The sequence below is a fragment of the Paracoccus niistensis genome (assembly GCF_042432925.1).
GTDB classification, from domain to species: domain Bacteria; phylum Pseudomonadota; class Alphaproteobacteria; order Rhodobacterales; family Rhodobacteraceae; genus Paracoccus; species Paracoccus niistensis.
This window is the reverse complement of record NZ_JBHLWE010000041.1, coordinates 220887-242923: the sequence shown is the minus strand read 5'-3', so window position 1 is coordinate 242923 and position 22037 is coordinate 220887. Positions and strand designations below refer to the sequence as shown.

General features: G+C 69.0%; 23 protein-coding genes. 9 read left to right on the top strand and 14 right to left on the bottom strand.

Going from position 1 to position 22037, the window contains the following annotated elements; genetic code table 11:
* Positions 1-143: 143 nt before the first annotated feature.
* From ACFFII_RS14340 to purQ, 3 genes are read right to left on the bottom strand one after another with little or no spacing between them, the layout of a single operon-like run.
* Entirely contained in the window at positions 144-1472 is a 1329-nt protein-coding gene (locus ACFFII_RS14340; RefSeq protein ID WP_090753726.1) for a sigma-54-dependent transcriptional regulator, read from the bottom strand.
* 16 nt (positions 1473-1488) lie between these two features.
* On the bottom strand, positions 1489-3294 hold the full coding sequence (locus ACFFII_RS14335) for a sensor histidine kinase (protein WP_377699551.1): 1806 nt from the start codon (positions 3292-3294) through the stop codon (positions 1489-1491).
* Positions 3295-3352: 58 nt separating this feature from the next.
* Complete coding sequence (gene purQ / locus ACFFII_RS14330; RefSeq protein WP_377699550.1) at positions 3353-4021, bottom strand: phosphoribosylformylglycinamidine synthase subunit PurQ; 669 nt, start codon at positions 4019-4021, stop codon at positions 3353-3355.
* A gap of 131 nt (positions 4022-4152) precedes the next feature.
* Between purQ and ACFFII_RS14325 the strand changes: the two genes are divergently transcribed.
* Positions 4153-4941, top strand: a complete 789-nt coding sequence (locus ACFFII_RS14325) for an MBL fold metallo-hydrolase (RefSeq protein ID WP_377699549.1) — start codon at positions 4153-4155, stop codon at positions 4939-4941.
* A 127-nt stretch (positions 4942-5068) separates the two neighbouring features.
* On the opposite strand, the gene ACFFII_RS14320 is transcribed toward ACFFII_RS14325, so the two are convergent.
* Positions 5069-6283, bottom strand: coding sequence for an NADP-dependent isocitrate dehydrogenase (locus ACFFII_RS14320; protein ID WP_377699548.1), 1215 nt, complete (start codon positions 6281-6283; stop codon positions 5069-5071).
* 252 nt (positions 6284-6535) lie between these two features.
* On the opposite strand from ACFFII_RS14320, the gene ACFFII_RS14315 reads away from it, so the two are divergent.
* Positions 6536-7672: a Hint domain-containing protein gene (locus tag ACFFII_RS14315; RefSeq protein WP_377699547.1), complete on the top strand. Its 1137-nt coding sequence runs from the start codon at positions 6536-6538 to the stop codon at positions 7670-7672.
* A 45-nt stretch (positions 7673-7717) separates the two neighbouring features.
* Here ACFFII_RS14315 and ACFFII_RS14310 read toward each other — a convergent pair whose 3' ends face one another.
* Positions 7718-8377 carry an alpha/beta hydrolase gene (locus tag ACFFII_RS14310; RefSeq protein ID WP_377699546.1) on the bottom strand — a complete coding sequence of 220 codons (660 nt, stop codon included), beginning with the start codon at positions 8375-8377 and terminating at the stop codon, positions 7718-7720.
* Positions 8378-8583: 206 nt separating this feature from the next.
* On the opposite strand from ACFFII_RS14310, the gene iscR reads away from it, so the two are divergent.
* Together iscR and dalA are read left to right on the top strand one after the other, a co-directional pair.
* Positions 8584-9060 (top strand): Fe-S cluster assembly transcriptional regulator IscR, encoded by a 477-nt coding sequence (gene iscR / locus ACFFII_RS14305; protein ID WP_377699545.1) that lies wholly within the window; start codon positions 8584-8586, stop codon positions 9058-9060.
* Positions 9061-9173: 113 nt separating this feature from the next.
* Positions 9174-9686, top strand: coding sequence for a divisome-associated lipoprotein DalA (dalA, locus tag ACFFII_RS14300; RefSeq protein WP_377699544.1), 513 nt, complete (start codon positions 9174-9176; stop codon positions 9684-9686).
* A gap of 110 nt (positions 9687-9796) precedes the next feature.
* On the opposite strand, the gene ACFFII_RS14295 is transcribed toward dalA, so the two are convergent.
* The 6 genes from ACFFII_RS14295 to ACFFII_RS14270 all read right to left on the bottom strand — a co-directional run bounded on the left by ACFFII_RS14295 (position 9797) and on the right by ACFFII_RS14270 (position 14925).
* The gene (locus ACFFII_RS14295) at positions 9797-10579 is read right to left on the bottom strand and encodes an SDR family oxidoreductase (RefSeq protein ID WP_377699543.1); all 783 of its coding nucleotides are present in this window, start codon (positions 10577-10579) and stop codon (positions 9797-9799) included.
* A gap of 67 nt (positions 10580-10646) precedes the next feature.
* Complete coding sequence (locus ACFFII_RS14290; protein ID WP_377699542.1) at positions 10647-10979, bottom strand: hypothetical protein; 333 nt, start codon at positions 10977-10979, stop codon at positions 10647-10649.
* Positions 10976-11659, bottom strand: coding sequence for a hypothetical protein (locus ACFFII_RS14285; protein ID WP_377699541.1), 684 nt, complete (start codon positions 11657-11659; stop codon positions 10976-10978). Before ACFFII_RS14285 ends, ACFFII_RS14290 begins: the two co-directional genes overlap by 4 nt.
* A gap of 75 nt (positions 11660-11734) precedes the next feature.
* A complete protein-coding gene (locus ACFFII_RS14280) occupies positions 11735-13060 on the bottom strand; it encodes an ATP-binding response regulator (RefSeq protein ID WP_377699540.1) in 1326 nt (441 codons plus the stop codon).
* Positions 13060-14187 (bottom strand): FIST N-terminal domain-containing protein, encoded by a 1128-nt coding sequence (locus ACFFII_RS14275; protein ID WP_377699539.1) that lies wholly within the window; start codon positions 14185-14187, stop codon positions 13060-13062. The genes ACFFII_RS14280 and ACFFII_RS14275 overlap by 1 nt, the downstream gene beginning before the upstream one ends.
* Before the next feature lie 3 nt (positions 14188-14190).
* On the bottom strand, positions 14191-14925 hold the full coding sequence (locus ACFFII_RS14270; protein WP_377699538.1) for a response regulator transcription factor: 735 nt from the start codon (positions 14923-14925) through the stop codon (positions 14191-14193).
* A 159-nt stretch (positions 14926-15084) separates the two neighbouring features.
* Between ACFFII_RS14270 and ACFFII_RS14265 the strand changes: the two genes are divergently transcribed.
* The 3 genes from ACFFII_RS14265 to ACFFII_RS14255 are packed head-to-tail and all read left to right on the top strand — an operon-like array spanning position 15085 to position 17417.
* Positions 15085-16059: an ABC transporter substrate-binding protein gene (locus ACFFII_RS14265; RefSeq protein WP_377699537.1), complete on the top strand. Its 975-nt coding sequence runs from the start codon at positions 15085-15087 to the stop codon at positions 16057-16059.
* Positions 16052-16843, top strand: a complete 792-nt coding sequence (locus ACFFII_RS14260) for an ABC transporter permease (RefSeq protein WP_377699536.1) — start codon at positions 16052-16054, stop codon at positions 16841-16843. The genes ACFFII_RS14265 and ACFFII_RS14260 overlap by 8 nt, the downstream gene beginning before the upstream one ends.
* Positions 16833-17417 (top strand): ABC transporter ATP-binding protein, encoded by a 585-nt coding sequence (locus ACFFII_RS14255; RefSeq protein WP_377699535.1) that lies wholly within the window; start codon positions 16833-16835, stop codon positions 17415-17417. Before ACFFII_RS14260 ends, ACFFII_RS14255 begins: the two co-directional genes overlap by 11 nt.
* 5 nt (positions 17418-17422) lie before the next feature.
* Here the strand turns inward: ACFFII_RS14255 and ACFFII_RS14250 are convergent, their stop codons facing one another.
* On the bottom strand, positions 17423-17734 hold the full coding sequence (locus tag ACFFII_RS14250; RefSeq protein WP_377699534.1) for a hypothetical protein: 312 nt from the start codon (positions 17732-17734) through the stop codon (positions 17423-17425).
* A gap of 102 nt (positions 17735-17836) precedes the next feature.
* Here ACFFII_RS14250 and ACFFII_RS14245 point away from each other — a divergent pair, with 102 nt between their 5' ends.
* A complete protein-coding gene (locus ACFFII_RS14245; RefSeq protein WP_377699533.1) occupies positions 17837-18733 on the top strand; it encodes a LysR substrate-binding domain-containing protein in 897 nt (298 codons plus the stop codon).
* Here the strand turns inward: ACFFII_RS14245 and ACFFII_RS14240 are convergent.
* Positions 18730-19512 carry a 3-hydroxybutyrate dehydrogenase gene (locus tag ACFFII_RS14240; RefSeq protein ID WP_377699532.1) on the bottom strand — a complete coding sequence of 261 codons (783 nt, stop codon included), beginning with the start codon at positions 19510-19512 and terminating at the stop codon, positions 18730-18732. The genes ACFFII_RS14245 and ACFFII_RS14240 overlap by 4 nt on opposite strands.
* A 293-nt stretch (positions 19513-19805) precedes the next feature.
* On the opposite strand from ACFFII_RS14240, the gene ACFFII_RS14235 reads away from it, so the two are divergent.
* Positions 19806-21710 carry an extracellular solute-binding protein gene (locus tag ACFFII_RS14235; RefSeq protein WP_377699531.1) on the top strand — a complete coding sequence of 635 codons (1905 nt, stop codon included), beginning with the start codon at positions 19806-19808 and terminating at the stop codon, positions 21708-21710.
* Here ACFFII_RS14235 and ACFFII_RS14230 read toward each other — a convergent pair.
* Positions 21677-22027 carry a hypothetical protein gene (locus ACFFII_RS14230; protein WP_377699530.1) on the bottom strand — a complete coding sequence of 117 codons (351 nt, stop codon included), beginning with the start codon at positions 22025-22027 and terminating at the stop codon, positions 21677-21679. The genes ACFFII_RS14235 and ACFFII_RS14230 overlap by 34 nt on opposite strands.
* Positions 22028-22037: the final 10 nt, after the last annotated feature.

Below are 22037 nucleotides of genomic sequence, written 5' to 3'. Positions count from 1 at the left end.
GACGGCCGCAAGCCCGCGCATGGGTCCAACATAGGGTGTGAAGCCGAGGAATGACAATGCGAAAGCGTTGGCGGCCTTTTCAGCCCTTGGTTGCAGCACCGCCGATGCACAGTCCATGCACAGCGGATGCACAACCCGTCTGCCTAGAGATAGTCGCTGCGGCTGAGGCCATATTTGGCCATCTTCTCGTTCAGTGTCCGGCGCGGCAGGCACAATTCGTCCATGACGGCGCTGATCGAGCCCTTGTGGCGGCGCATGGTGTTGTCGATCAGCATCTTCTCGAAGCTTTCGACATATTCCTTGAGCGGCTTGCCTTCCGTGGTCGTCGCATCGGTCTGCGCCTCTTCGCCGTCTCCCATCAGGAGCGAGGTGATCGACCCCGAGCCGCGCCGGTTCTGCAGGACCGCGCGCTCGGCCACGTTGATGAGCTGGCGGATGTTGCCGGGCCAGGGCGCCTGCAGAAGCTGGGCGGCCTCCTGCGCGGTGATCTGGGGCGGCTCGCAGCCGTATTCGTCGGCGAACTGTTCGGTCATGCGGGTGAAGAGCGCGAGGATATCCTCGCCCCGCTGGCGCAGGGGCGGCAGGGTGATCTTCAAGGCCGACAGGCGATAGAAGAGGTCGGGCCGCAGGCTGTCCTCGGCCCGGCGGCCCTCGCCGCGGGCGTTGGAGATGGCGATGATCCGCGTCTCGGCGGGCGCGCCCTGCCCCGCGATGAAGGCCAGAAGCCGCGCCTGGAGAGGCTCGGACAGCGCCTCGATGTCCTCGAGGCAGAGCGTGCCGCCGCGCGCCTCCTCGACAGCCGGAAGCCCGTCCTCGACCGGGCCGAAGAGCCGCGTGGCCAGCGCCTCCTCGTTATACGCCGCGCAACTGATGGGAACGAACTTGCGGGACGCGCGCGGCCCGACGGCGTGCAGGGCGTGGGCTACCAGCGTCTTGCCGGTCCCCGTCTCGCCGTCGATCAGCACATGGCCGTCGGCCTGGCCGAGATCGAGGATATCCTCGCGCAGCCGTTCCATCGCGGGGCTGGAGCCCACCAGCTTGGACATGACCTGCTGTCCTTCGCTGAGATCCCGGCGCAGGGCGCGGTTGTCCAGCGTGATCCGCCGGGCCTGCGTGGCCTTCTTGGCCAGTTCCGTCATCCGGTCGGGGTTGAAGGGCTTTTCCATGAAGTCCATGGCGCCCAGACGCATCGCCTCGACCGCCATGGGCACGTCGCCATGGCCGGTGATCATGATGACGGGCAGGCCCGAATCCTGGCCCATCAGCCGCTTGAGGAAGGCCATCCCGTCCATGCCGGGCATCCGGATGTCCGAGATCACCACGCCGGGCCAGTCGGGGCCGATGGCCTTCAGCGCCTCTTCGGCACTGGCGAAGCTTTCGGTGCGGAAGCCCGATAGCGTCAGCCACTGGCTGATCGATTCGCGCATGTCGGGTTCGTCATCGACGATCGCCACGGTCATCGTCTGCGTCATCTGCGAAGTCCTTTCGTCATTCCGCGGCGAGCGGCGTGGCGCCGCGCCGGGCGGGTTCATACAGCGGCAGCTCGAGGTCGAACACCGCGCCGCCGCTGTCGCGGTTGTGGGCGGTCAGGCGGCCGCCGAAATCGGCCACGATGCCCGACGAGATCGCAAGCCCGAGGCCGGTGCCCTCGCCGGGGCTTTTCGTGGTCCAGAAGGGCTCGAACAGCTTTTCCAAGTCGGCCACGCCGGGGCCGTTGTCGCGCACCGACAGCCGCGCGTGCGAAAGCTTGTCCACCACCAGCTCGATCGAGGGGTCGCGGATCTCGCGCGTGGCGTCCATGGCGTTGCGCAGCAGGTTGATGATGACCTGTTCCAGCCGGATGCGGTCGCAGAAGACCATCACCGGCTCGCGCGGCAGGCTGCGCTGCAGGCGGACGCGGCGGTTGCGCAACTGCGGCTCCATCATCGTCAGCGCCCCGGACAGCGCGACGCGCAGGTCCACCGGCTCGAAGGCCTCGCCGCCCTTGCGGGCATAGGACTTGAGCTGGCGGGTGATGGTGCCCATGCGGTCCAGAAGGTCGTCGATGCGCTGGAACGAGGTCAGCGCCTCGTCCCCCCGCCCGCGTTCCAGCAGCAGGCGCGCGCCCGCGAGATAGGTCTTCATCGCAGCAAGCGGCTGGTTCAGCTCGTGGCTGACGCCCGCCGACATCTCGCCCAGCGCGGCCAGCTTCGAGGCCTGCTGGACGGTTTGCTCGGCCACGCGCAGTTCGCGCTGCATCCGCTCGCGTTCCGCGATCTCGCGCGTGAGCCGGGCGTTCAGCGCCCGCAGGTCGGCCGATTCCCGGCGATAGCGGGCGGACTGGACGCTGGCGCGGCGCGACAGGACATAGAAGCTCAAGGCCATCAGCAGGGCAAAGCCCATGATTTCCAGCGCAAGGAAGGCGTTCACCCGGTCGCGCACCGAATCGAAGGTGGTGAACAGGGTCATCCGCCAGCCCCGGAAGGGGATGCGCGTTTCCGTCTGCATGACCGCGCGGCCGCCCACATAGGCATCGGCGGGGCGGCTGGACCAGTCGGCGGTGACCTGGAAGGCGCGCTCGATGGCCGAGGGGGCGGAACGGACCGCCAGCGCGTCGGCCAGCGTGTGGCCGCGCCAGCGCGGCTCGGTCGAAAGGATGATCTGGCCCGAGCTGTCGGTGACCGCCACCGCGTCCGAGATGCCCGACCACGACCGTTCCAGCCGCAGCAGGTCGGCGCCGACGACGATCACCCCCAGCGCGCGCCCGTCGCTGACCACGGCGCGGGAATAGGTGAAGTCGAATCCGCCCGTGTCGCCCGGCGAGACGGTGAAAACCGTGTCGTTCGTCCGCAGCGCCTCGACATAGAAGGGCGAGAGCACGTAATTCGCGCCCAGAAGCTTGCGGTCCGTGGCCCCGACCGTGCGGCCCGAATTGTCCAGAAGCCGGATCGAGGCCGCGCCGATGTCCTTCTGCGCGGCGATCAGCCGGGCCGAGACGGTGGCGTAGTCCTTGGTGCTGAGCGCGCCGATCAGCGCGGGGTCGCGCGCGAGAAGCAGCGGCACGACCGCCGTGCGCTGCAGTTCGGACAGCAGGTTGCCGGTATAAAGGGCCGAGCGCAGTTCGGCCCGCACGCGGGTGTTTTCCGAGAAGCGCTCGGTCAGCCAGACATTGGTCCACCAGATGGCGCCAACGGCCGCGGCCAGCAGCAGGGCAACGGCAAGGCGGTTGACCAGCCGGGCACGGGCGGCCACCCGGGCGCGCAGCGCGGCGGGATGGGTCGGGTCGTCCACGATCTCTTGGCCGCGATCTGCCATGCCGGCCAATCTATGGGTTGGCGGGCTTCCGCTCAAGCTCTTGCGTCGGCCGGCTGCTTTACGCCGCGACGGTCGAGTCGATCAGTCCGTGGAACAGCCGCGCCCCGTCCGAGCCGCCATGCGCCGCTTCCGCCGCGCGTTCAGGATGCGGCATCATCCCAAGCACCCGGCGGTTTTCCGACAGCACGCCCGCGATGTCCGACATCGAGCCGTTCATGCCGCCGCGATAGGTCAGCGCGATGCGACTCTCGGCCTTCAGGCGGGCCAGGCCCTCGGCGTCGATCTGGTAGTTGCCGTCATGATGGGCGACGGGGAAGGTGATCTCCTCGCCGTCCGAGAAGGCCGACAGGAAGGCGTTGTCGCGCGATTCGACGCGCAGGGCGGCGTCCTTGCAGATGAAGGTCAGGCCCGCGTTGCGCATGAGCGCGCCGGGCAGCAGGCCCAGTTCCGTCAGCACCTGGAAGCCGTTGCAGATGCCCAGCACATAGCCGCCCCGCTGGGCATGGTCGCGGATCGCGCCCGCGACGGGCGAGCGGGCGGCGATGGCCCCGCAGCGCAGGTAGTCGCCGAAGGAGAAGCCGCCCGGCACCGCGACAAGGTCGGTCCCCTGCGGCAGCGCCTCGTCCTTGTGCCAGACGCGGGCGACATCGGCGCCTGCGGCCTTCAGCGCGACAAGGAGGTCGCGGTCGCAGTTGGACCCGGGGAAGGTGATGACGGCGGCTTTCATCGGCGGCGCTCCGAGACTGGGGATGGCGTGGAGATAGCTTGCGGGGGCCCCGGGGGAAAGACCCGCGGGGTGGGGAACCGGGGGTGGCGCGCGGGAATTGATCGTCGCCCCTCAATCTTCGGAGACATGCGATGCGCCTCAACCGACGCCAGACCCTTGCCGCCGCCCTGGCCGCGGGGGCCGCGGCCAGCCTGCCCGCCATGCTGCGGGCGCAGGCGGCGGCCCCTGGAACCGCGGCCGCGCCCGAGTTCCTGACCCCCTTCGGCCATGCGAGCCTGATGCTGACGCTGGGCGGCCAGAAGATCCTGGTGGACCCGGTGGGCGGGGCCGAGCGCTATGCCTCGGCCGGGACGCCCGCCGCCGTGCTGGTCACGCATGAACACGGCGACCACTTCGACGCCGAGACGCTGGCCGCCGTCGTGACCGAGGGCGTTGCGCTGATCGTGAACCCGGCGGTCGCCGAGAAGCTGCCCGAGGCGCTTCGGGCGCGGGCGACTGTGATGAAGAACGGCGACACGGGCGAGGTCGCGGGGATGCCCATTGAGGCCGTGCCTGCCTACAACACCACGCCCGACCGGTTGCAGTATCACCCGAAGGGGCGCGACAACGGCTATGTGCTGACCTCGGCCGACCACGGCCGCATCTACATCGCGGGCGACACCGAGGCCACGCCCGAGTTCCGCGCCCAGAAGGACATCGCCGTCGCCTTCGTGCCGATGAACCTGCCCTACACGATGGAGGTGGACCAGGCGGTCGAAGGCGTGGCCGAGATGGCGCCGAAGATGGTCATCCCCTATCACCACCGTGGCAACGACCCGGCCGAGTTCGCGGAAAAGCTGCGCGCGACCGGCGCCGCCACGCAGGTCGCCATCGTGGACTGGTATCCCGACAGCGACGATCCGCGCGGGCCGTCGAGCTGAGTCGAGCTGACCGGCAGGAGGATCGCGCCCGGCGACTTGCGGCGCGGGCGCGATCTTTCTCTGGGCACGACATGAGAACGGCCGGGCAATCGCCCGGCCGTTTCCGTTTCCCGCAAAGGGGCAGCGGTCAGCCCGCCAGCGCCTTGTTCAGGTAGTCGTCCACCTTTTCCAGGTAGCCCATGGTCGACAGCCACTTCTGGTCGGGGCCGACCAGCAGGGCGAGGTCCTTGGTCATGAAGCCGTCCTCGACCGCCTGCACGGTCACGCGCTCCAGCGTCTCGGCAAAGCGCTGCAGCTGCTCGTTGCCGTCCAGCTTGGCGCGGTGCTTCAGCCCGCCTGTCCAGGCGTAGATCGAGGCGATGGAGTTGGTCGAGGTTTCCTTGCCCTTCTGATGCTCGCGGTAGTGGCGGGTCACGGTGCCATGCGCGGCCTCGGCCTCGACGGTCTTGCCGTCGGGCGTCATCAGCACCGAGGTCATCAGCCCGAGCGAGCCGAAGCCCTGCGCCACGATGTCGGATTCCACGTCGCCGTCGTAGTTCTTGCAGGCCCAGACATAGCCGCCCGACCACTTCAGCGCCGAGGCCACCATGTCGTCGATCAGCCGGTGCTCGTAGGTGATGCCCTTGGCCTTGAACCCGTCGGCGAACTCGGCGTCGAACACCTCCTGGAAGATGTCCTTGAAGCGGCCGTCATAGGCCTTGAGGATCGTGTTCTTGGTGGACAGGTAGACCGGATAGCCGCGCTGCAGGCCATAGTTCAGGCTGGCACGGGCAAAGTCGCGGATCGAGTCGTCCAGGTTGTACATCCCCATCGCCACGCCGGCGCCGGGCGAGCGGAACACCTCGTGCTCGATCGTCTCGCCGTCCTCGCCGACGAACTTGATCGACAGCGTGCCCTTGCCGGGGAAGCGGAAGTCGGTGGCCTTGTACTGGTCGCCGAAGGCGTGGCGGCCGACGATCACGGGCTGGGTCCAGTGGGGAACCAGGCGGGGGACGTTGCGGGCGATGATCGGCTCGCGGAAGATCACGCCGCCCAGGATGTTGCGGATGGTGCCATTGGGCGACTTCCACATCTTCTTGAGGCCGAATTCCTCGACCCGCGCCTCGTCGGGGGTGATGGTCGCGCATTTGACGCCGACGCCATGCTGCTTGATCGCGTTGGCCGCGTCGATGGTGACCTGGTCCTCGGTGCGGTCACGCTCCTCGATGCCGAGGTCGTAGTATTTCAGGTCGATGTCCAGATAGGGCAGGATCAGCTTCTTCTTGATGAAGTCCCAGATGATCCGGGTCATCTCGTCGCCGTCCAGTTCGACGACGGGATTGTCTACCTTGATCTTGGTCATGGGAGGCTCCCCTTGGGCGTTGGCGTTGCGGGCCCATAGCGCCGATCCGCCCGGATGTGAAGACGGTATGCGATGGTATGCCGCAGCATCCGGGTGCAAAGGGATGCCGCTAGATGCCGCCACGTCAAATTCGGATTACACCCGATTAGCGGCGTTTTTGACTAAAACTGTCCGGAAGTACAGCTTCATCGAAGGCCATAGGACAAGCTAAAGACGAGAACTGTTACCAGTTTACACGTCAGGATGTTTCCAGTGGCCACGGTCAATTTGCTTTGGTTCGGCAATCAGCCGCAATTCAATTCCACCGCCAATTCACCGGCGACGCAGAACGAGGCCAATGCCCTTGTGGGCTACGATGCCTTCGGCCCGGCCGAAATCAAGCCGGTCGCGCTCAGCGGCAAGGAATACAAGGTCGGGGAATGGTGGAAGCCTGAATGGGGCTTTTCGTCCAGCTACAACAAGGACCAGCCCTCGGCGATGACCTATGTGTCGCCGCAATCGGGCAAAAAGATTTCGACGCAGATCACCGGCTTCTTCGAGGTCGATTACAGGCTGACCCTTCCCGATGGATGCACGACCGATGAATCGGGTGTGCTGATCCAGATGGCCAATGGCGACATGTTCTTCCGCCCTTCGGTCGATACGCTCAGGGACTGGAAGAACATCGACGGGCTGCGCGGCGTCACCATCCTGAAGGCAAAGCCGTTTCCGGCGACCATCTATCCGTCGTCGCGCATTTCCTTCACCCCCGATATCTTCGATCTTCCGATCGTGCCCTGCTTCACCGCGGGCACCCTGATCCGCACCGCCCAAGGCGAGCGCCCGGTCGAGGACCTGGCCTTGGGCGATCTCGTCTGGACACGCGACAACGGCTTGCAGCCCCTCCGCTGGATCGGCCGCCGGGTGCTGCGCCCGGCCGAGCTTGCGGCGCAGCCGAACCTGCGCCCGATCCGCATCAAGGCGGGCGCGCTGGGCGCGGGGCAGCCCGCACGGGACCTGATCGTCTCGCCCCAGCATCGCATCCTGGTGCGCTCGGCCATCGCGGTGCGCATGTTCGGCGCGGCCGAGGTGCTGGTCGCCGCCAAGCAGCTTCTGTCCCTGCCCGGCATCGAGATCGACGAGGCGGCGCGCGACGTCACCTATCTGCACCTGATGTTCGACCATCACGAGGTGCTGGTCTCGAACGGGGCCGAGACGGAATCGCTTTACCCCGGCCCGGTGGCGCTGGCCGCGCTGGGCGAGGCCGCGGCGGCCGAGATCCACGCGCTTTTCCCCGAATTGTGCGAGGGTGAGGACGGCTTCCCCCCTGCCCGCCAGCTCGTGCCCGGCCGCCTGGCCCGCAAGCTGGCCGAGCGCCACGGCAAGAACGGGGTCGCGCTGGCGAGCTGATCCCGACCGGCGGCGGCCCGCCCCCGCCCGGGGGCGCGCCCGTTTTCAGCGCGTCGTCTCGGTCAGCCGCTTGCGCACGTAAGCCTGCACGGTGTCGATCATCGGCTTCATGTGGGCCTCGTCGTCGCGGAAGAAGTGGTCCGCGCCTTCGATTTCCTCATGCGTGATGGTGATGCCCTTCTGCTCGCGCAGCTTGGCGACCAGCGCGTTGGTGTCCTTGGGGGGCGCCACGCGGTCGGCGGTGCCGTTGATGATGAGGCCCGAGGAGGGGCAGGGCGCGAGGAAGCTGAAGTCATACATGTTCGCGGGCGGCGACACGCTGACAAAGCCCGTGATCTCGGGCCGGCGCATCAGAAGCTGCATCCCGATCCAGGCGCCGAAGCTGAAGCCCGCGACCCAGCAGTGCTTTGAATTGGGGTTCATCGCCTGCAGGTAGTCCAGCGCCGAGGCGGCGTCCGACAGCTCTCCGATGCCCTGGTCGAACTCGCCCTGGCTGCGGCCGACGCCCCGGAAGTTGAAGCGCATCACCGTGAAGCCCATCCGGTGGAAGGCATAATGCAGGTTGTAGACTACCCGGTTGTTCATCGTTCCGCCATATTGCGGATGCGGATGCAGCACGATGGCGATGGGGGCATCGGGCTTGGGTTGCGGGTGATAGCGCCCTTCCAGGCGGCCTTCGGGTCCGGGGAAGATAAGCTCGGGCATGACACTCCTGTTCGGCTGACCCTGCGCGGCCCGCGCGGCGACGCCGGGCGGGTTCCTTGACGCAGCGGATGGCAGACCTTAGACGGACATCTGGGACGCGCAGCCGGTTTCCGCAAGAAACGGCAGGGCGGGCTTAGCGCAGGGCGCAAGACGGCGTCAATCTGTCCCGCCCGTCTGGACCGCCCGTCAGGACAGGGGGCGCGCAGATGAAGCTTTCCACCAAGGGCCGCTATGCGATGGTCGCGCTGGTCGATCTGGCGACCAGCCCCGGTCGGCTGACGACGCTGGCGGCAATCTCGAAACGGCAGAACATCTCGCTGCCCTACCTGGAACAGCTGTTCGTGCGGCTGCGCCGCGCGGGGCTGGTCGAAAGCGTGCGCGGCCCGGGCGGCGGCTACAAGCTGGCGCGGGCGCCCGAGGCCATCCGGGTGGCCGACATCCTGGGCGCCGTCGACGAGACGGTCAGCGCGCTGCACGTGGGCGCCGGCGCCTCGGGCGGGCAGAGCGGGACGCGCGCGCAGTCGCTGACCAACCGGCTGTGGGAAGGGTTGTCGGCCCATGTCTATGTCTTCCTGCACAACACGACGCTGGGGGACGTGGCGATGAACGGGCTTCTGCCCTGCCCCGCCGTGCCTGCCATCCTGTCGGTCGAGGACGACGAAAGCGAGCCCGCCCAGGCCTGAACCGGGCACGGATGCAACGCCCGCACGGGCATCGTGGCGCCACACGCATTCTTGGGTTTGAAGGCCCGAATCCCGTCCGGTAATCGGGCACAAACCCTTGAACGGACCCGATCATGACCAAGCTGACCCTTGCCGCCGTCCTGGCCCTGATGACCCTGTCGGCCTGCGCCGTCCGCCCAGTTCCCCAGGTCGGGCCCGACGGGCAGCCGATTCCCGTGGCCTACCGGATCACCCCGCGCGATGAGGCCGAGATCCCGACCCGCGTGCTGACCCAGATCAACCTGCTGCGCACCCAGCAGGGGTTGCAGGCGCTGACGCTGAGCCCGCAGCTGGCCGCCGCCGCCATGGCCCATTCCCGCGACATGTCGGCGCAGAACAGGGCCTGGCACTTCGGTTCGGACGGCTCCTCGCCGCTGGAGCGGGTGCGCCGCCAGGGCTATGCCGGGCGGCTCCTGGGCGAGGACATCTCGGAAACCTATGAGAACGAGATCAGCACGCTGGGCGCCTGGATGCAGACCCGCGACACCCGCGACATCCTGATGGACCCGGCCGCGCGCGAACTGGGCATGGGCTGGTTCCAGGAGCCGACCAACAAGGTCTGGTGGACGGTGCTGGTCGGCGGCTGATCCGCCGTGGCGGGGCTCTGCCCCATCGTCGTATACGACGATCCCGGGATATTCAGTCGAAGAAGAAACAACAGGGCCGCGCCACGAGGCGTGACCCTGCTGTTCCCGCGTCACACGGTGACGTTCAGCGCGCCGCCGTCCAGGACCAGATTCTGGCCCACGATGAAGCGCGCCTGCTGCGAGCAGAGGAAGGCGCAGGCGGCGCCGAAGTCGTCGGCCCGGCCATAGTTGCGGGTCGGAATGGTGGCTTCGCGCCGGGCGCGCGCCTCGTCAGGGCTGATGCCCTGGGCCTTCGACACGCCTTGGTCCAGCGAGGTGGCGCGGTCGGTGTCATGGATGCCGGGCAGCAGGTTGTTCACGCAGACGCCCTTTTCGGCGACCTGCCGCGACATGCTGGCGACAAAGCCGGTCAGGCCGTTGCGCGCGGTGTTCGACAGGCCGAGCTGCGGGATGGGTGCGCGGACGGCGGCCGAGGTGATGTTGATGACCCGGCCCCAGCCACGGTCCATCATGCCGGGCACCAGCGCCTGCATCAGCGCGATGGCCGACAGCATGTTGCCGTCGATGGCGCGGATGAAGTCCTCGCGGCTCCAGTCTGTCCAGAGGCCGGGCGGCGGGCCTCCGGCGTTCGTCACGAGAATGTCGGCCTGCCCGCCCAGCGCATCGAGCACCTTCGCGCGGCCTTCCTCGGTGGTGATGTCGGCCGCGACCGGCGTGACGGTGACGCCGTAGCGGTCGGAAAGCTCGCGTGCGGTGCGTTCAAGCGCCTCGGCTCCGCGCGCGTTGATGACGAGGTCCACGCCCTCGGCGGCCAGCGCCTCGGCGCAGCCGCGCCCCAGTCCCTTGGAGGCCGCGCAGACCAGCCCCTTCTTGCCCCTGATGCCCAGATCCATGTTCGCCCTCGGTTGAGTGTCCGGGCAGACCGAACCCTTCCGGGCGGCCGAGGTCAAGGGCGGCCGGTCAGAAGCAGAGGATCTCGGCTTCGGCCTCGGCGCGGCGCAGGTCGGCCACCATCGCCTCCATCAATCCGCCCCCCTTGAACATGCCCGAGCGGTCGCCGGTCGTCTGCCGCATCCGCAGCACCGTCTCGGCGCTGACGTAATCCTCGTAAGGCAGCACGGCCGCGATGGCGTCGATGGCACAGGAACAGCGCTGCAGGCCATCCGCCGTTTCGCCGTTCGTGGCCATGCAGGCGACCGCGTATTCCACCCGCGCCTCGGTCGGATAGTCGTTGACCTGCTGCGCGGCCGCGGGCGCCCCCAGCAGCCCGAGCAGGACCAGCGCGCGTTTCACTGCAGCACCATGGCGTGGCGATAGGGCGCGGGCGCGATGACCTGCCCCGCCATCTCGCGCGGGAGGGCAGCCGCCACTGGACCGGCGGTTTCGGCGACCATCTCGCGGATCGGGGCCTTGGGGTCCTCGCCCAGGACGAAGCGCAGCTGCAGCGTCTCGAAGCCTCCCATGCGGGCGCGGTTCGGGTCCGCCTCGAAGGGTCGGGCGACCACGGTGGTGACGCCGCCGTCGCGCGCGACCACGCCGCCCCGGAACACCGCGTCCTTGATCCGGTTGCGGATATAGTCGGGATTGCCGCCCGTCAGGGTCGCCATGTCACGGGTGGTGCTTTCCAGGAAGAACACCACGCTGGGGTCGCCGCCCGAAACGGGGAAGCGTCCGATCTTGAGGTTGCGCCCCGTGGCCTTCTGTTCCAGTTGCAGCACGGGCTTGCCGTCCGAGGGGTCCGTCACCTCGGTCATCGTGATCTGCCCGTTCTCGACCGCCACGAAGGCCGGCGAGGCCGGGCCCTTGTGAACCAGCGACCAGGTCAGCGTCCGGTCCGCCAGGTTCCAGGGTCCCCGGTCCGCAAAGATGAGATCGCTCGCCTCGTTCGCCGCCAGCATCGCGGGCGTCCCGGCCAGGCAGCCCACCAGCATCGCCGCGGCCAGACGGCCGCGCAGGCCTTTCCGCTGTCGCATCGTCAGTCCTCCCTCGGGCGACACGATGTCGCGGCGCGGTTCGCTTGCCAAGCCCCCCGCACGCTCACGGCTGCGTCAGCGCGACAGGGCGCGGGACAGCACCGCGCCCAGTTCCTCGGGCGAGACCGGCTTTTCCACCAGCGCCGCGCCGATGGCGGCGCAGTCGCGGGCGATGCGGGGGTCGCGCTGGGCGGTCACCATCACGGCCGGGATGGGTTGGCCCGCCGCCGCGCGCAGCGCCTGGATGGCGGCGATCCCGGTGTCGCCGTTGTCCAGGTTGTAGTCGGCCAGGATCACGTCGGGGGGATCGTCCTGCCCCGTCGCGGCCAGCGCCTCGGCGGTACCGCCGGTGGCGCGGGCGATCATGCCGAAGCGGCCGGCGAGCATCAGCTCGTAGCCCCGCCGCATGGCCGCGTCGTTTTCCACGATCAGCGCCACCCGCGCGCGCAGGCCCCGCGGCGCGTCGCCGGCCGGGTCGTCCAGGGCGGTACCCGGCTGGACCGGCGGCAGGCCCACGCGGAAGACGGTGCCCCGGCCGGGCTGGCTGTCGACCTCGACCGGGTGGCCCAGCTTGACGCAGGCGCGGCGGACGATGGACAGGCCGAGGCCCATGCCCTGCGGCCCGCCCTCGCGCACGGCGCGCTGGAACTCGTCGAAGATGCGGGCGCGGTCGGCCTCGGAGATTCCAACGCCACTGTCGCGCACCTCGAGCCAGACAAGGCCCGCGCGGCGGCGCACGCCGACGACCACGCCGCCCGTCTCGGTATACTTGATCGCGTTCGACACGAGGTTCTGCGCGATGCGGCGCAGGAAGGTGGGGTCGCTGTCCACCACCGCCGCCGTGGGAACGAAGCTGAGCCGCAGCCCGCTCGCCTCGGCCATCGGCGCATATTCGACCGCCAGGCGGCGGAACAGCGCGTCCAGTTCGACGGGCTTGCGGTGGAACTCGATCCGCTGGCTGTCGAGCCGGCTGATGTCGAGCACCGCGTGCATCAGTTCCTCGACGGATTCGAAGGCGCCCGCGAGCCGCCCCGTCAGTTCGCGCTGCAGGGGGTCGAGGTCCGTGTCGGTCAGCGCCGACAGGAACAGCCGGGCGGCGGCCAGCGGCTGCAGCAGGTCGTGGCTGGCCGCACGCAGGAAGCGGGTCTTCGAGCGGTTCGCTTCTTCCGCCGCCGCGCGGGCCACGGCGAGGTCGCGGTTCTTTTCCGACAGATCGGCCAGCGCCCGTTCCAGGTCGCGGGTGCGGGCCAAGGCCTCCTGTTCCAGCGCGACGGCGGCCTGGAACATGGACCAGGCGGACCCCCGCGTTTCCTCGAGCCGGTCCACGCGGTCGATCAGCACCTGGGCGATGCGCTCGAGCTTGGCCGCGCGGCGGTCGGCATCTTCGGTGTCGGGAAGCATCACGGACCCGCCGGCTCCATCAGCGCCAGGCCCACGAAGGTCTGGTTGACGTGCATGCCGCTGATCTGCTCGCCATAGGTGTTGAAGCCGCAGACGCGGTAGCGGCCGAAGAGGTCGGTCATCACGTCGGTCATGCCCGCCTGCTCGACGGCCAAGCGGCGCAGGATGCAGTCGAAGCCCAGCACCATCAGGGGCGGGCGCGGCAGGGCGTCCAGCGCGGCGGCGAAGCCTTCGGTCACGTCGCCCGCCTGCCCCAGCGTCAGCACGGTGCCCGGTTCGATGGCCGACAGAAGCCGCAGGCCGCCATCCTCGCCCAGGCCGCGGATCGCGCGAACATGGTGGCGCCGCCCGGTCTTGAGCAGCAGGGGATGGCGGGCGAAATCGGCACGCTCCAGCCGGTCGGGGTCAAGCCCGGCGAGGCGGGCGTATTCCTGCGCGGCAGGCTCGGCGTTCAGTTCCTGGATCTCGCGGCGGCCGGGGTCGGCGCGGGTGACGACGGCGCGGCGGGCGGTGGGGGTGAAATGGGCAAAGCTGACCTCGGCCACTTCCAGCGCCGTTTCCACCAGCACGAAGACCGCAGCCCCCGGCACCACGGCGCCACCGAGGATCTGGCAGCTTTCCTCGAAGGCCAGCCCGTCGCCGGCCGAGCCGCCCACGACGGGAAGGCCCGGCAGGGCCGCGTCGATGGCCGCGACCACCACGTCCTCGTGGCAGGCGGTGCCGTCGGCCAGCAGCACGCCGAAGCGCGACCAGCCGGGGTTCGGGGGAAAGGCGTCGCGCAACTGGCGCAGTTCGGACAGCCAGGCCGAGACGGGGATCGCCTGCTGGTCGCGCAGGGCCACGGCCCGAGCGCGGAAGGCCTGGCGGGGGAAGCCGATGGCGACCACGGTGCCGCGCTGATAGCCCTGCGGCCCGATCTCTCCGGCAGAGGAGCAGCCGGCGATGCAGGCCTCGGGCAGGGCGTCGGCCAGTTGCCGCGCCAGCGGGTCCAGCGCCGTCCGGGGCGAGCCGAACAGCAGCACCAGCGCCGGGTCGCAGCCCTCAAGCCCGCGCGCAAGCGTGGCCGCCGCCTGCGGGTCCGCCGCCTCGACGCCCAGCGTTACCGGAGAAAGCCCGGCCCCCTCCATCGCTCAGCCCGGCTCGAACAGCCGCGCGCTGTTGGCCAGCAGCACGGCCTGGGTGCGGCGGCGGGCGTTGATCTTGGACATGATCGCGGTGATGTGCGTCTTGACCGTCGCCTCGGCGATCGACAGCTCGTAGCTGATTTCCTTGTTGGCCTTGCCCTGGCAGATCAGCCGCAGGATCTTCATCTGCTGGGGCGTCAGGGTGGCGAAGCGGCGGGCGAGTTCGGCCCGCGCGTCATCGTCGGAGCCATTCGCCTCGGGCTCGTAGCCTTCGGGGGTGACGCGTTCGCCTTCCCACATGCGGCGCAGGCTGTCGACCAGCGCCTCGCGGCCCAGCGATTTGGCGATATAGCCCTGCGCGCCCGCCGCCATCGCGGCCGAGATCATGGCGTTTTCCAGATCGGCCGAGATCATGGTGATCGGCACGTCCGGCAGCTGCCGGCGCAGGGTGACGATGCCTTCGGCCCCCCGTGCGTCGGGCAGGTTCAGGTCCAGGATCACCGCGTCGGGCGCGCCATGGGTGCGGATCTGTTCCACGGCGGCGGCCAGGCTGCGGGCGGTGCGGACGGTCTTGCGGCCAAAGCTGATCTTCAGCGTCAGCGCCAGCGCGTCGCACATCAGCGGGTGGTCATCGACGATCAGGATATCCTTGACGCGGTCGGCGGACAGGCGGGGCTGTGCGGACACGGGTCCGCTGCCGGAGCCCGGTTCGGGCGCGGCATTCTGGCTGGTCATGGTCATGGTCTTCCTCCCCCACGGGGCCAGTCGCTGCCGACAGACCCGACCTTAGTCTAAGGTCGTATGTCTCGGGCGCAAGACCGTCCATCCGGCGATTGATCGGCGGGCAGGCCCGTGCCAGCCTGCGGCCGTTCCGCCGTCCCCGATCAGCGAGTCCCGCCCATGTCGTTTCTTCACCGCATCGCCGTCACCGCCGCCCTTGCGCTGGCGCTGGCCGCGCCCGCCACGGCCCAGACCCTGCCCGAGATCACGGTCGGCACGCTGGAAAACGGCACCGTCACATGGGAACTGGAAACGATCCGCGAACGGGGCCTCGACGCCGCCCATGGCTTCACGCTGAAGATGCTGCCCCTGGCCGGGAACCCCGCCACGCAGGTCGCCATGCAGGGGGGCGAGGTGGACACGATCGTTTCGGACCTGCTGTGGGTCGCCCAGCAGCGGGCCGCCGGAGCGGACTTCGTGTTCCTGCCCTATTCGACCTCGGTCGGGGGCATGATGGTGCGCGGCGACAGCCCTGTGCAGTCTCTGGCCGACCTGAGTGGCAAGAAGATCGGCATCGCCGGCGGCCCGGTGGACAAGAGCTGGCTGATCCTGCGCGCCTGGTCGCGCCGGGACGGGGGCGAGGACATCGCCACCACGACCGAGCAGGTCTTCGGGGCGCCGCCCATCATCATGAACGCGCTCGACACGGGCGAGGTCGATGCCGCGATCAATTTCTGGCACTTCCAAGCCAAGATGGAGGCCGCGGGCGCGCGCGAGATCATCGACGTGGGCAGCGCCGCCCGTGACCTCGGGCTCGATCCCGAGACCCCGTTGCTGGGCTATGTCCTGCGCGAAGGCTGGATCGCCCAGAATCCTGCGCTGGCGAAGGGTCTCGCCGCCGCCTCGTGGGAGGCCAAGCAGATCCTCGCCACCGACGACGCCCAATGGGACAAGCTGCGCCCGATCATGAACGCCGCTGACGATGCCGAGTTCGCCGCGCTGCGCGAGGGCTGGCGCGCGGGCATCCCCCGGACGCAGGACGTGGACCCGGCGGCGGCGCAGCGGATGTTCTCGGTCATGGCGGAACTCGGCGGGGACGAGTTGACCGGCGGGCTGACGGAACTGCCGGCGGGGCTGTTCTGGACCGGTGAGTAAGGCCCCGGCAAACCAGGGGCCCCGCCCGGCGCGGGGCGGGCCATTTCCCGGCATCGTCTCGATCGCCGCGCTGATCGTGCTGTGGGCGGCGGTCGCGGCCGTCAGCGACGACCCGCGGCGCCTGCCCTCGCCCCTGCTGGTCCTGCAGCGGCTGGCCGAGATCGCGGCCACGGGCGAGTTGTGGTTTCACGCGGGCATGACGCTGATGCGCGTCGCCATCGCCTTTGTCGCCGCCATGCTGGTCGGGGGCGCGCTGGGGCTGTGGATGGGCCGCGCGGCGGCTGCGGACCGCTGGCTGAATCCCCTGCTGGTGATCCTGCTGAACATCCCGGCGCTGGTGGTGATCGTCCTTTGCTATATCTGGATCGGGCTGAACGAAACCGCCGCGATCCTAGCCGTGGCGCTGAACAAGATCCCGACCGTCGCCGTGATCCTGCGCGAGGCGGCGCGCGCGCTTTCGCCCGCGCTGGACGACATGGCGCGTGTCTTCCGCATGGGACCCCTCGCGCGGCTGCGCCACGTGATCCTGCCGCAACTGGCCCCGGCCATCGCCGCCGCCGCGCGGTCCGGCATCGCGCTGATCTGGAAGATCGTGCTGGTGGTCGAGTTCCTGGGCCGATCCGACGGCGTGGGTTTCAAGATCCACCTGCTGTTTTCAAGCTTCGACGTGGCCCGCGTGCTGGCCTGGGCTCTGGCCTTCGTGGCGATCATGATGCTGATCGACCTCGGGCTGCTGCGTCCCTGGCAGGCCCGCGCCAACCGCTGGAGACAGGATGCGCCTTGACCTGCGGTCCAAGTCCTTCGGGACCCGCCCCGTGCTGGGCGCGCTGGTGCTGGAGGTGGCGGCGGGCGAGCGGGTCGCCCTGCTCGGCCCCTCGGGCATCGGCAAGACCACGCTGGCCCGGATCGTCGCGGGTCTGGACCAGGACTTCGAAGGGGTGCTGCAGGTGCCCGAGCGACTGGCGATGGTCTTCCAGGAACCCACGCTGCTGCCCTGGCGGACGGCGCTGCTGAACGTGACCCTGCCCACGGGCGCGGACCGCGAGACCGCTCGGCGGCTGATGGCCGAGGTGGGCTTGGCGGGGCGCGAGGACGCCTATCCGCGCCAGCTGTCGCTGGGCCAGCAGCGGCGGCTGGGGCTCGCCCGTGCCTTTGCCGCGCGGCCGCAGATCCTGCTGATGGACGAGCCCTTCGCCTCGCTGGACGCCGCCACGGCGGGCCGGATGCTGGACCTGACCGCCCATCTTCTGGACGACAGCCGGGCGGGGCTGATCCTTGTCACTCATGACCCGGCCGAGGCCGCGCGGCTGGGCGCGCGGCCGCTGATGCTGACGGGCAGCCCGGCGACGCTGGGCTGAGGGGGCTACCAGTGCCAGCCGCTCAGCGTACTGTCCGGGCAGCCGCGGACGAAGAAGGTCCGGCCGCCGTTGGTGACTTCGGGGACGGGCATACCCAGCGGAAGCCCCATGTCCTTGCGCAGGTATTCCGGCAGGGTGGACGCCCGCGCCAGTTCCTGGCGGTCCAGCCGCTCCCGGCGCCAGGCTACCCAGCGGCGGCGCACCTGCCATCCGTCGGTGGCGCGGTCCCGCCGGGCCTGCCACTGCCGGACCCACAATTTGCGCAGTCGCCATCCCCGCGTGGCCGGCGCCACGCCGTGTTCCATCATGATCGCCATGTCGCAGATTCCCGAGGCTTTGCTTTCCTGCCTTCCCGCAAGATGCTAGCCTCGGGGGCGCATTGCCAATCATGGTTCGTCATGGGGGCATAAGCGCGGCTGATGGATCACCTTCCCCCCTTGGCAGCCCTGAGGGTCTTCGACTCGGTCGCGCGGCACATGTCCTTCACCGCCGCCGCCCGCGAGCTGGGCATGACCCAGGCCGGCGTCAGCCATCATATCCGTCTGCTCGACGACCGGCTGGGCAGTCCCCTGTTCCTGCGAAAGCCCGGCGGCATCGAACTGACCAGCTTCGGCGCCCGCGTGACGGGGCCGACTCACGAGGCCTTCGACCTGCTGCGCGCGGCCTTCGCGCCCGCGCGCGAACGCGAGCGGCTGGCGATCTCGACCTTGGCGACGCTGGCAGGCAACTGGCTGTCACAGCGGCTGGGGCGGTTTCAGGCCGAGAACCCCGGCCTCGCGGTGCGGCTGGAAACCTCGGACCACCTGGTCGATTTCGCGCGCGAGGACCTCGATGTCGCGATCCGCATGGGCAACGGCAACTGGCCGGGGCTGACGGCGCACCAACTGTTTCCCGTGAACTTCACGCCCATGCTGTCGCCCGAGCTGATCCGGCGGCGCGGCCCCCTGACGGACCCCGCGCAGATCGTGCCGCTGCCCTGGATCGACCGGGACCAGCCGGGCTGGCAGATCTGGCTGGCGGCGGCAGGGGGCGTGCTGTCCTGCGACGACCCGGCCCGGCCCGCGCTGACGCTGGGCACGCAGATCCACGAGGCCCGCGCCGCCATGGCGGGCGAGGGCGTTGCGCTGCTGACGCCGCGCTTCTTCCGCTTTGAATTGGCGACAGGCGCGCTGGTCCAGCCCTTCCCGATCACCGCGTCGGACGGCAAGGCCTACTGGCTCGTCTATCCGCCCGCGCGCCGGCACCGGCCCGCCATCCAGGCCTTCCGCCGTTTCCTGCTGGCCGAAGTGGTGGCGGACGAGGGGCCGCGCGCTTAAAGCGCCGTCCAGCCCCCGTCGACCGAGATGGTCGTGCCGGTGATCTGGGCCGCCGCATCCGAACACAGGAAGACCGTGGTGCCGCCGATCTGCTCGACCGTGGCGAATTCGCCCGAGGGCTGGCGGGCCAGCATCACCTTGGCGATAACCTCCTCGCGGCCCATGCCATGGGTCTTCATCTGGTCGGGAATCTGCTTTTCCACGATGGGGGTCAGGACATAGCCCGGGCAGATGGCGTTGCAGGTGATGGACTCGGTCGCGGTTTCCAGCGCCGTGACCTTGGTCAGCCCGACGACGCCGTGCTTGGCCGCCACATAGGCCGACTTGTAGGGCGAGGCCGTCAGGCCATGGGCCGAGGCGATGTTGACCACCCGGCCCCATCCCGCCTTGCGCATCATCGGCAGCGCCACGGCCGTGGTGTGGAAGGCGCTGGACAGGTTGATCGCGATGATCGCGTCCCATTTCTCGGCCGGGAACTCGGGGATCGGGGCGACGTGCTGGATGCCCGCGTTGTTCACCAGGATGTCGCAGCGGCCGGCCTTCTCGACCAGTGCGCGGCAGTCCTCGGCCTTGCTCATGTCCCCTTGGATGTAGCGGACGGTGACGCCGTGGTCCCGCGACAGCCGCTCGGCCAGCGCGTGATCCTCGGGCGCGTCGGTGAAGCTGTTGATGACCACGTCGGCCCCCGCCGCGGCCAGCGCCTCGGCCACGCCCAGGCCGATGCCGCTGTTCGATCCGGTGACGACCGCCGCCTTGCCCGCCAGCACTCTGTCCGCCATGTCCTGCTGTCCCCCTGCCAGTTCGCTGCCGAGCTTAGCGCCGGGCAAACCGTGTCCGCCAGTCCCTTCCCGCAGGTGCCTCGGGTCCCTCAGGGACAAAAAAAGACGCCCGCACGAAGCGGGCGCCAAGTCATGAGGCAGGTTTCATACAGGCAAGAAACCTATCGAGCAGTGATTTCGATATACGCCCAACGCCCTGCCACGCCAAGGGCCGAGTTTGCCTCGAACTGACCAGAAGGTTAATCTCGGCCGCAGAACCGGCACCCAAGCCGCGCAAAGCAGGACAGGCACCCATGCGAAACCTTCGATTTCCTGATGATTTCGCAGTCATCCGCCTGCTGAAGGCCGCCGTTCTGGGACTGGCATGTGTTGCAGCCATGCCGCTGCCAAGCCGCGCCGAGGCGTCCCATGCCCTTGCAATGTTTGGAAAACCCGTTCTTGCTGAGGAAGCTGTTCCCCTGCCCTATGCCAACCCCCGGGCACCCAAGGGCGGGACGATTCGCTTTGCCGAGCCGGGCAGTTTCGATTCCCTCAAGCCCTGGGTGCTGAAAGGCAATCCCGCGTGGTCCGTAGGCGTCCATGTGGCCGAGCCGCTGATGCTGCGTTCGCTGGACGAGCCCTTCACGTTGTATTGTCTTTTGTGCGAGACCGTGGAAACGAATCAGCAGCGCAACTGGGTGGCCTTCACGCTGCGGCCCGAGGCGCGGTTTTCCGACGGCTCGCCGGTGACGGTCGAGGACGTGATCTGGTCCTTCCAGACGCTGGGGACCGAGGGTCATCCCCGCTATGCGGGCGCCTGGGGCAAGGTGTCGGGCATCACGCAGACCGGAGAACGCTCGCTGCGGATCGAGTTCTCGGAGCCCGACCGCGAGCTGCCGCTGCTGATGGGCCTGCGACCGGTGCTGAAGAAGGCGCAATGGGAAGGCAAGGACTTCGCCGCCTCGTCGCTGGAGGTGCCGGTCGGCTCGGGTGCTTACGTCGTGGACCGCGTCGATCCGGGCCGGTCCATCAGCTTCCGCCGCAACCCCGACTACTGGGGCCGCGACCTGCCCCTGACGCGCGGGATGTATAACTTCGACGAGATCCGCTACGACTACTTCGCCGACAGCAACGCCATGTTCCAGGCCTTCAAGGCGGGCGCGGTCGATGTCTGGCGCGAACTCAGCGCGGTCAAGTGGGCCACGGAATACAACTTCCCCGCCCTCACCAGCGGCCGGGTCGTCAAGTCCGAGATCCCGCACCGCCGGCCGTCCGGCATCATGGGACTGGCGATGAACACCCGCTCGCCCCTGTTTTCGGACTGGCGCGTGCGGCAGGCGATGATCCTGGCCTTCAATCACCGCTTCATCAACCAGACCCTGACCGGCGGCATCGATCCCCGGATCTCCAGCTATTTCGCCAACTCGGAGCTGGCCATGCGCCCCGGCCCGCCCGATCCGGCCGAGGCCGCGCTGCTGGCGCCCTTCGCAGCCCAGGTTCCGCCCGGCACCTTCGAGGGCTATGCCCTGCCCGAGGGCTCGGACCGGATGCTCGACCGCGCGTCGCTGCGCGAGGCGGTACGCCTGCTGGCCGAGGCGGGCTGGACCGTGCGGGAGGGCGTGCTGAAGAACGCGGACGGCATCCCCTTCGCGCCCGAGATCGTCCTGAACCAGTCAGGCAGCGCGATGCGGGCGGGGTCCGAGGTCCAGCAGATCGTGGACATCTATGTCGAGGCGCTGCGGCCCTTGGGCATCCAGCCGCGCGTGACGGTGCTGGACAGCGCGCAATATGTCGAACGCACCAACCGCTTCGCCTTCGACATGACCTGGTACGAACGCGGGCTGTCCCTGTCGCCGGGCAACGAGCAGGCGCTTTACTGGGGATCGGCCAGCGCCGACCAGCAGGGCTCGCGCAACTGGATGGGAGTCCGATCCGACGCGGTGGACGCCATGATCGCCAAGGCGGTGAATGCTGAAACCGAGGCCGGGCACGTCGCTGCCATACGCGCGCTGGACCGGCTGCTGACGACCGGGCGCTATGTGATCCCGGTCAGCTATTCGCCGGTCAGCCGGATCGCCCATGCGGCCTGGCTGCGCTATCCGGCGCGGCCGACGGCCTATGGCGACTGGCCCGGCTTCCTGCCCGACCTGTGGTGGTCCGAGCGGGCGGAGGAGCAGGGCTCGGCTCAGCGGCCCTCGTCGTCGCCGTCGTCCGGGTAATCGTCGTCATCCCCGAAGCGGGCGTCGTCGGCATATTCATCCTCGCCCTCGGCCACGTATTTGCCCGACAGGCGGATCGAGTGGTTGTCGTGCAGCGGGTCCATCACGATGTCCGAGGGGATCTCGCCGGCAAGCCACTGCTTGATCTCGTCGCGGGCTTCCTCGACGTCCTGTTCGGTGATCTCGGCGATGTAGCGGACAAAGGCGCGCTGGTCGCCGTCGATCTCGTCCAGAGTCGATTCGTCGGCGTCCTCCCATTTCTCAATGATGGCCTCGTAGAAGGCGGGCCAGTTCGCCTGCACATGGGTCCATTTCATCGCGCAATCT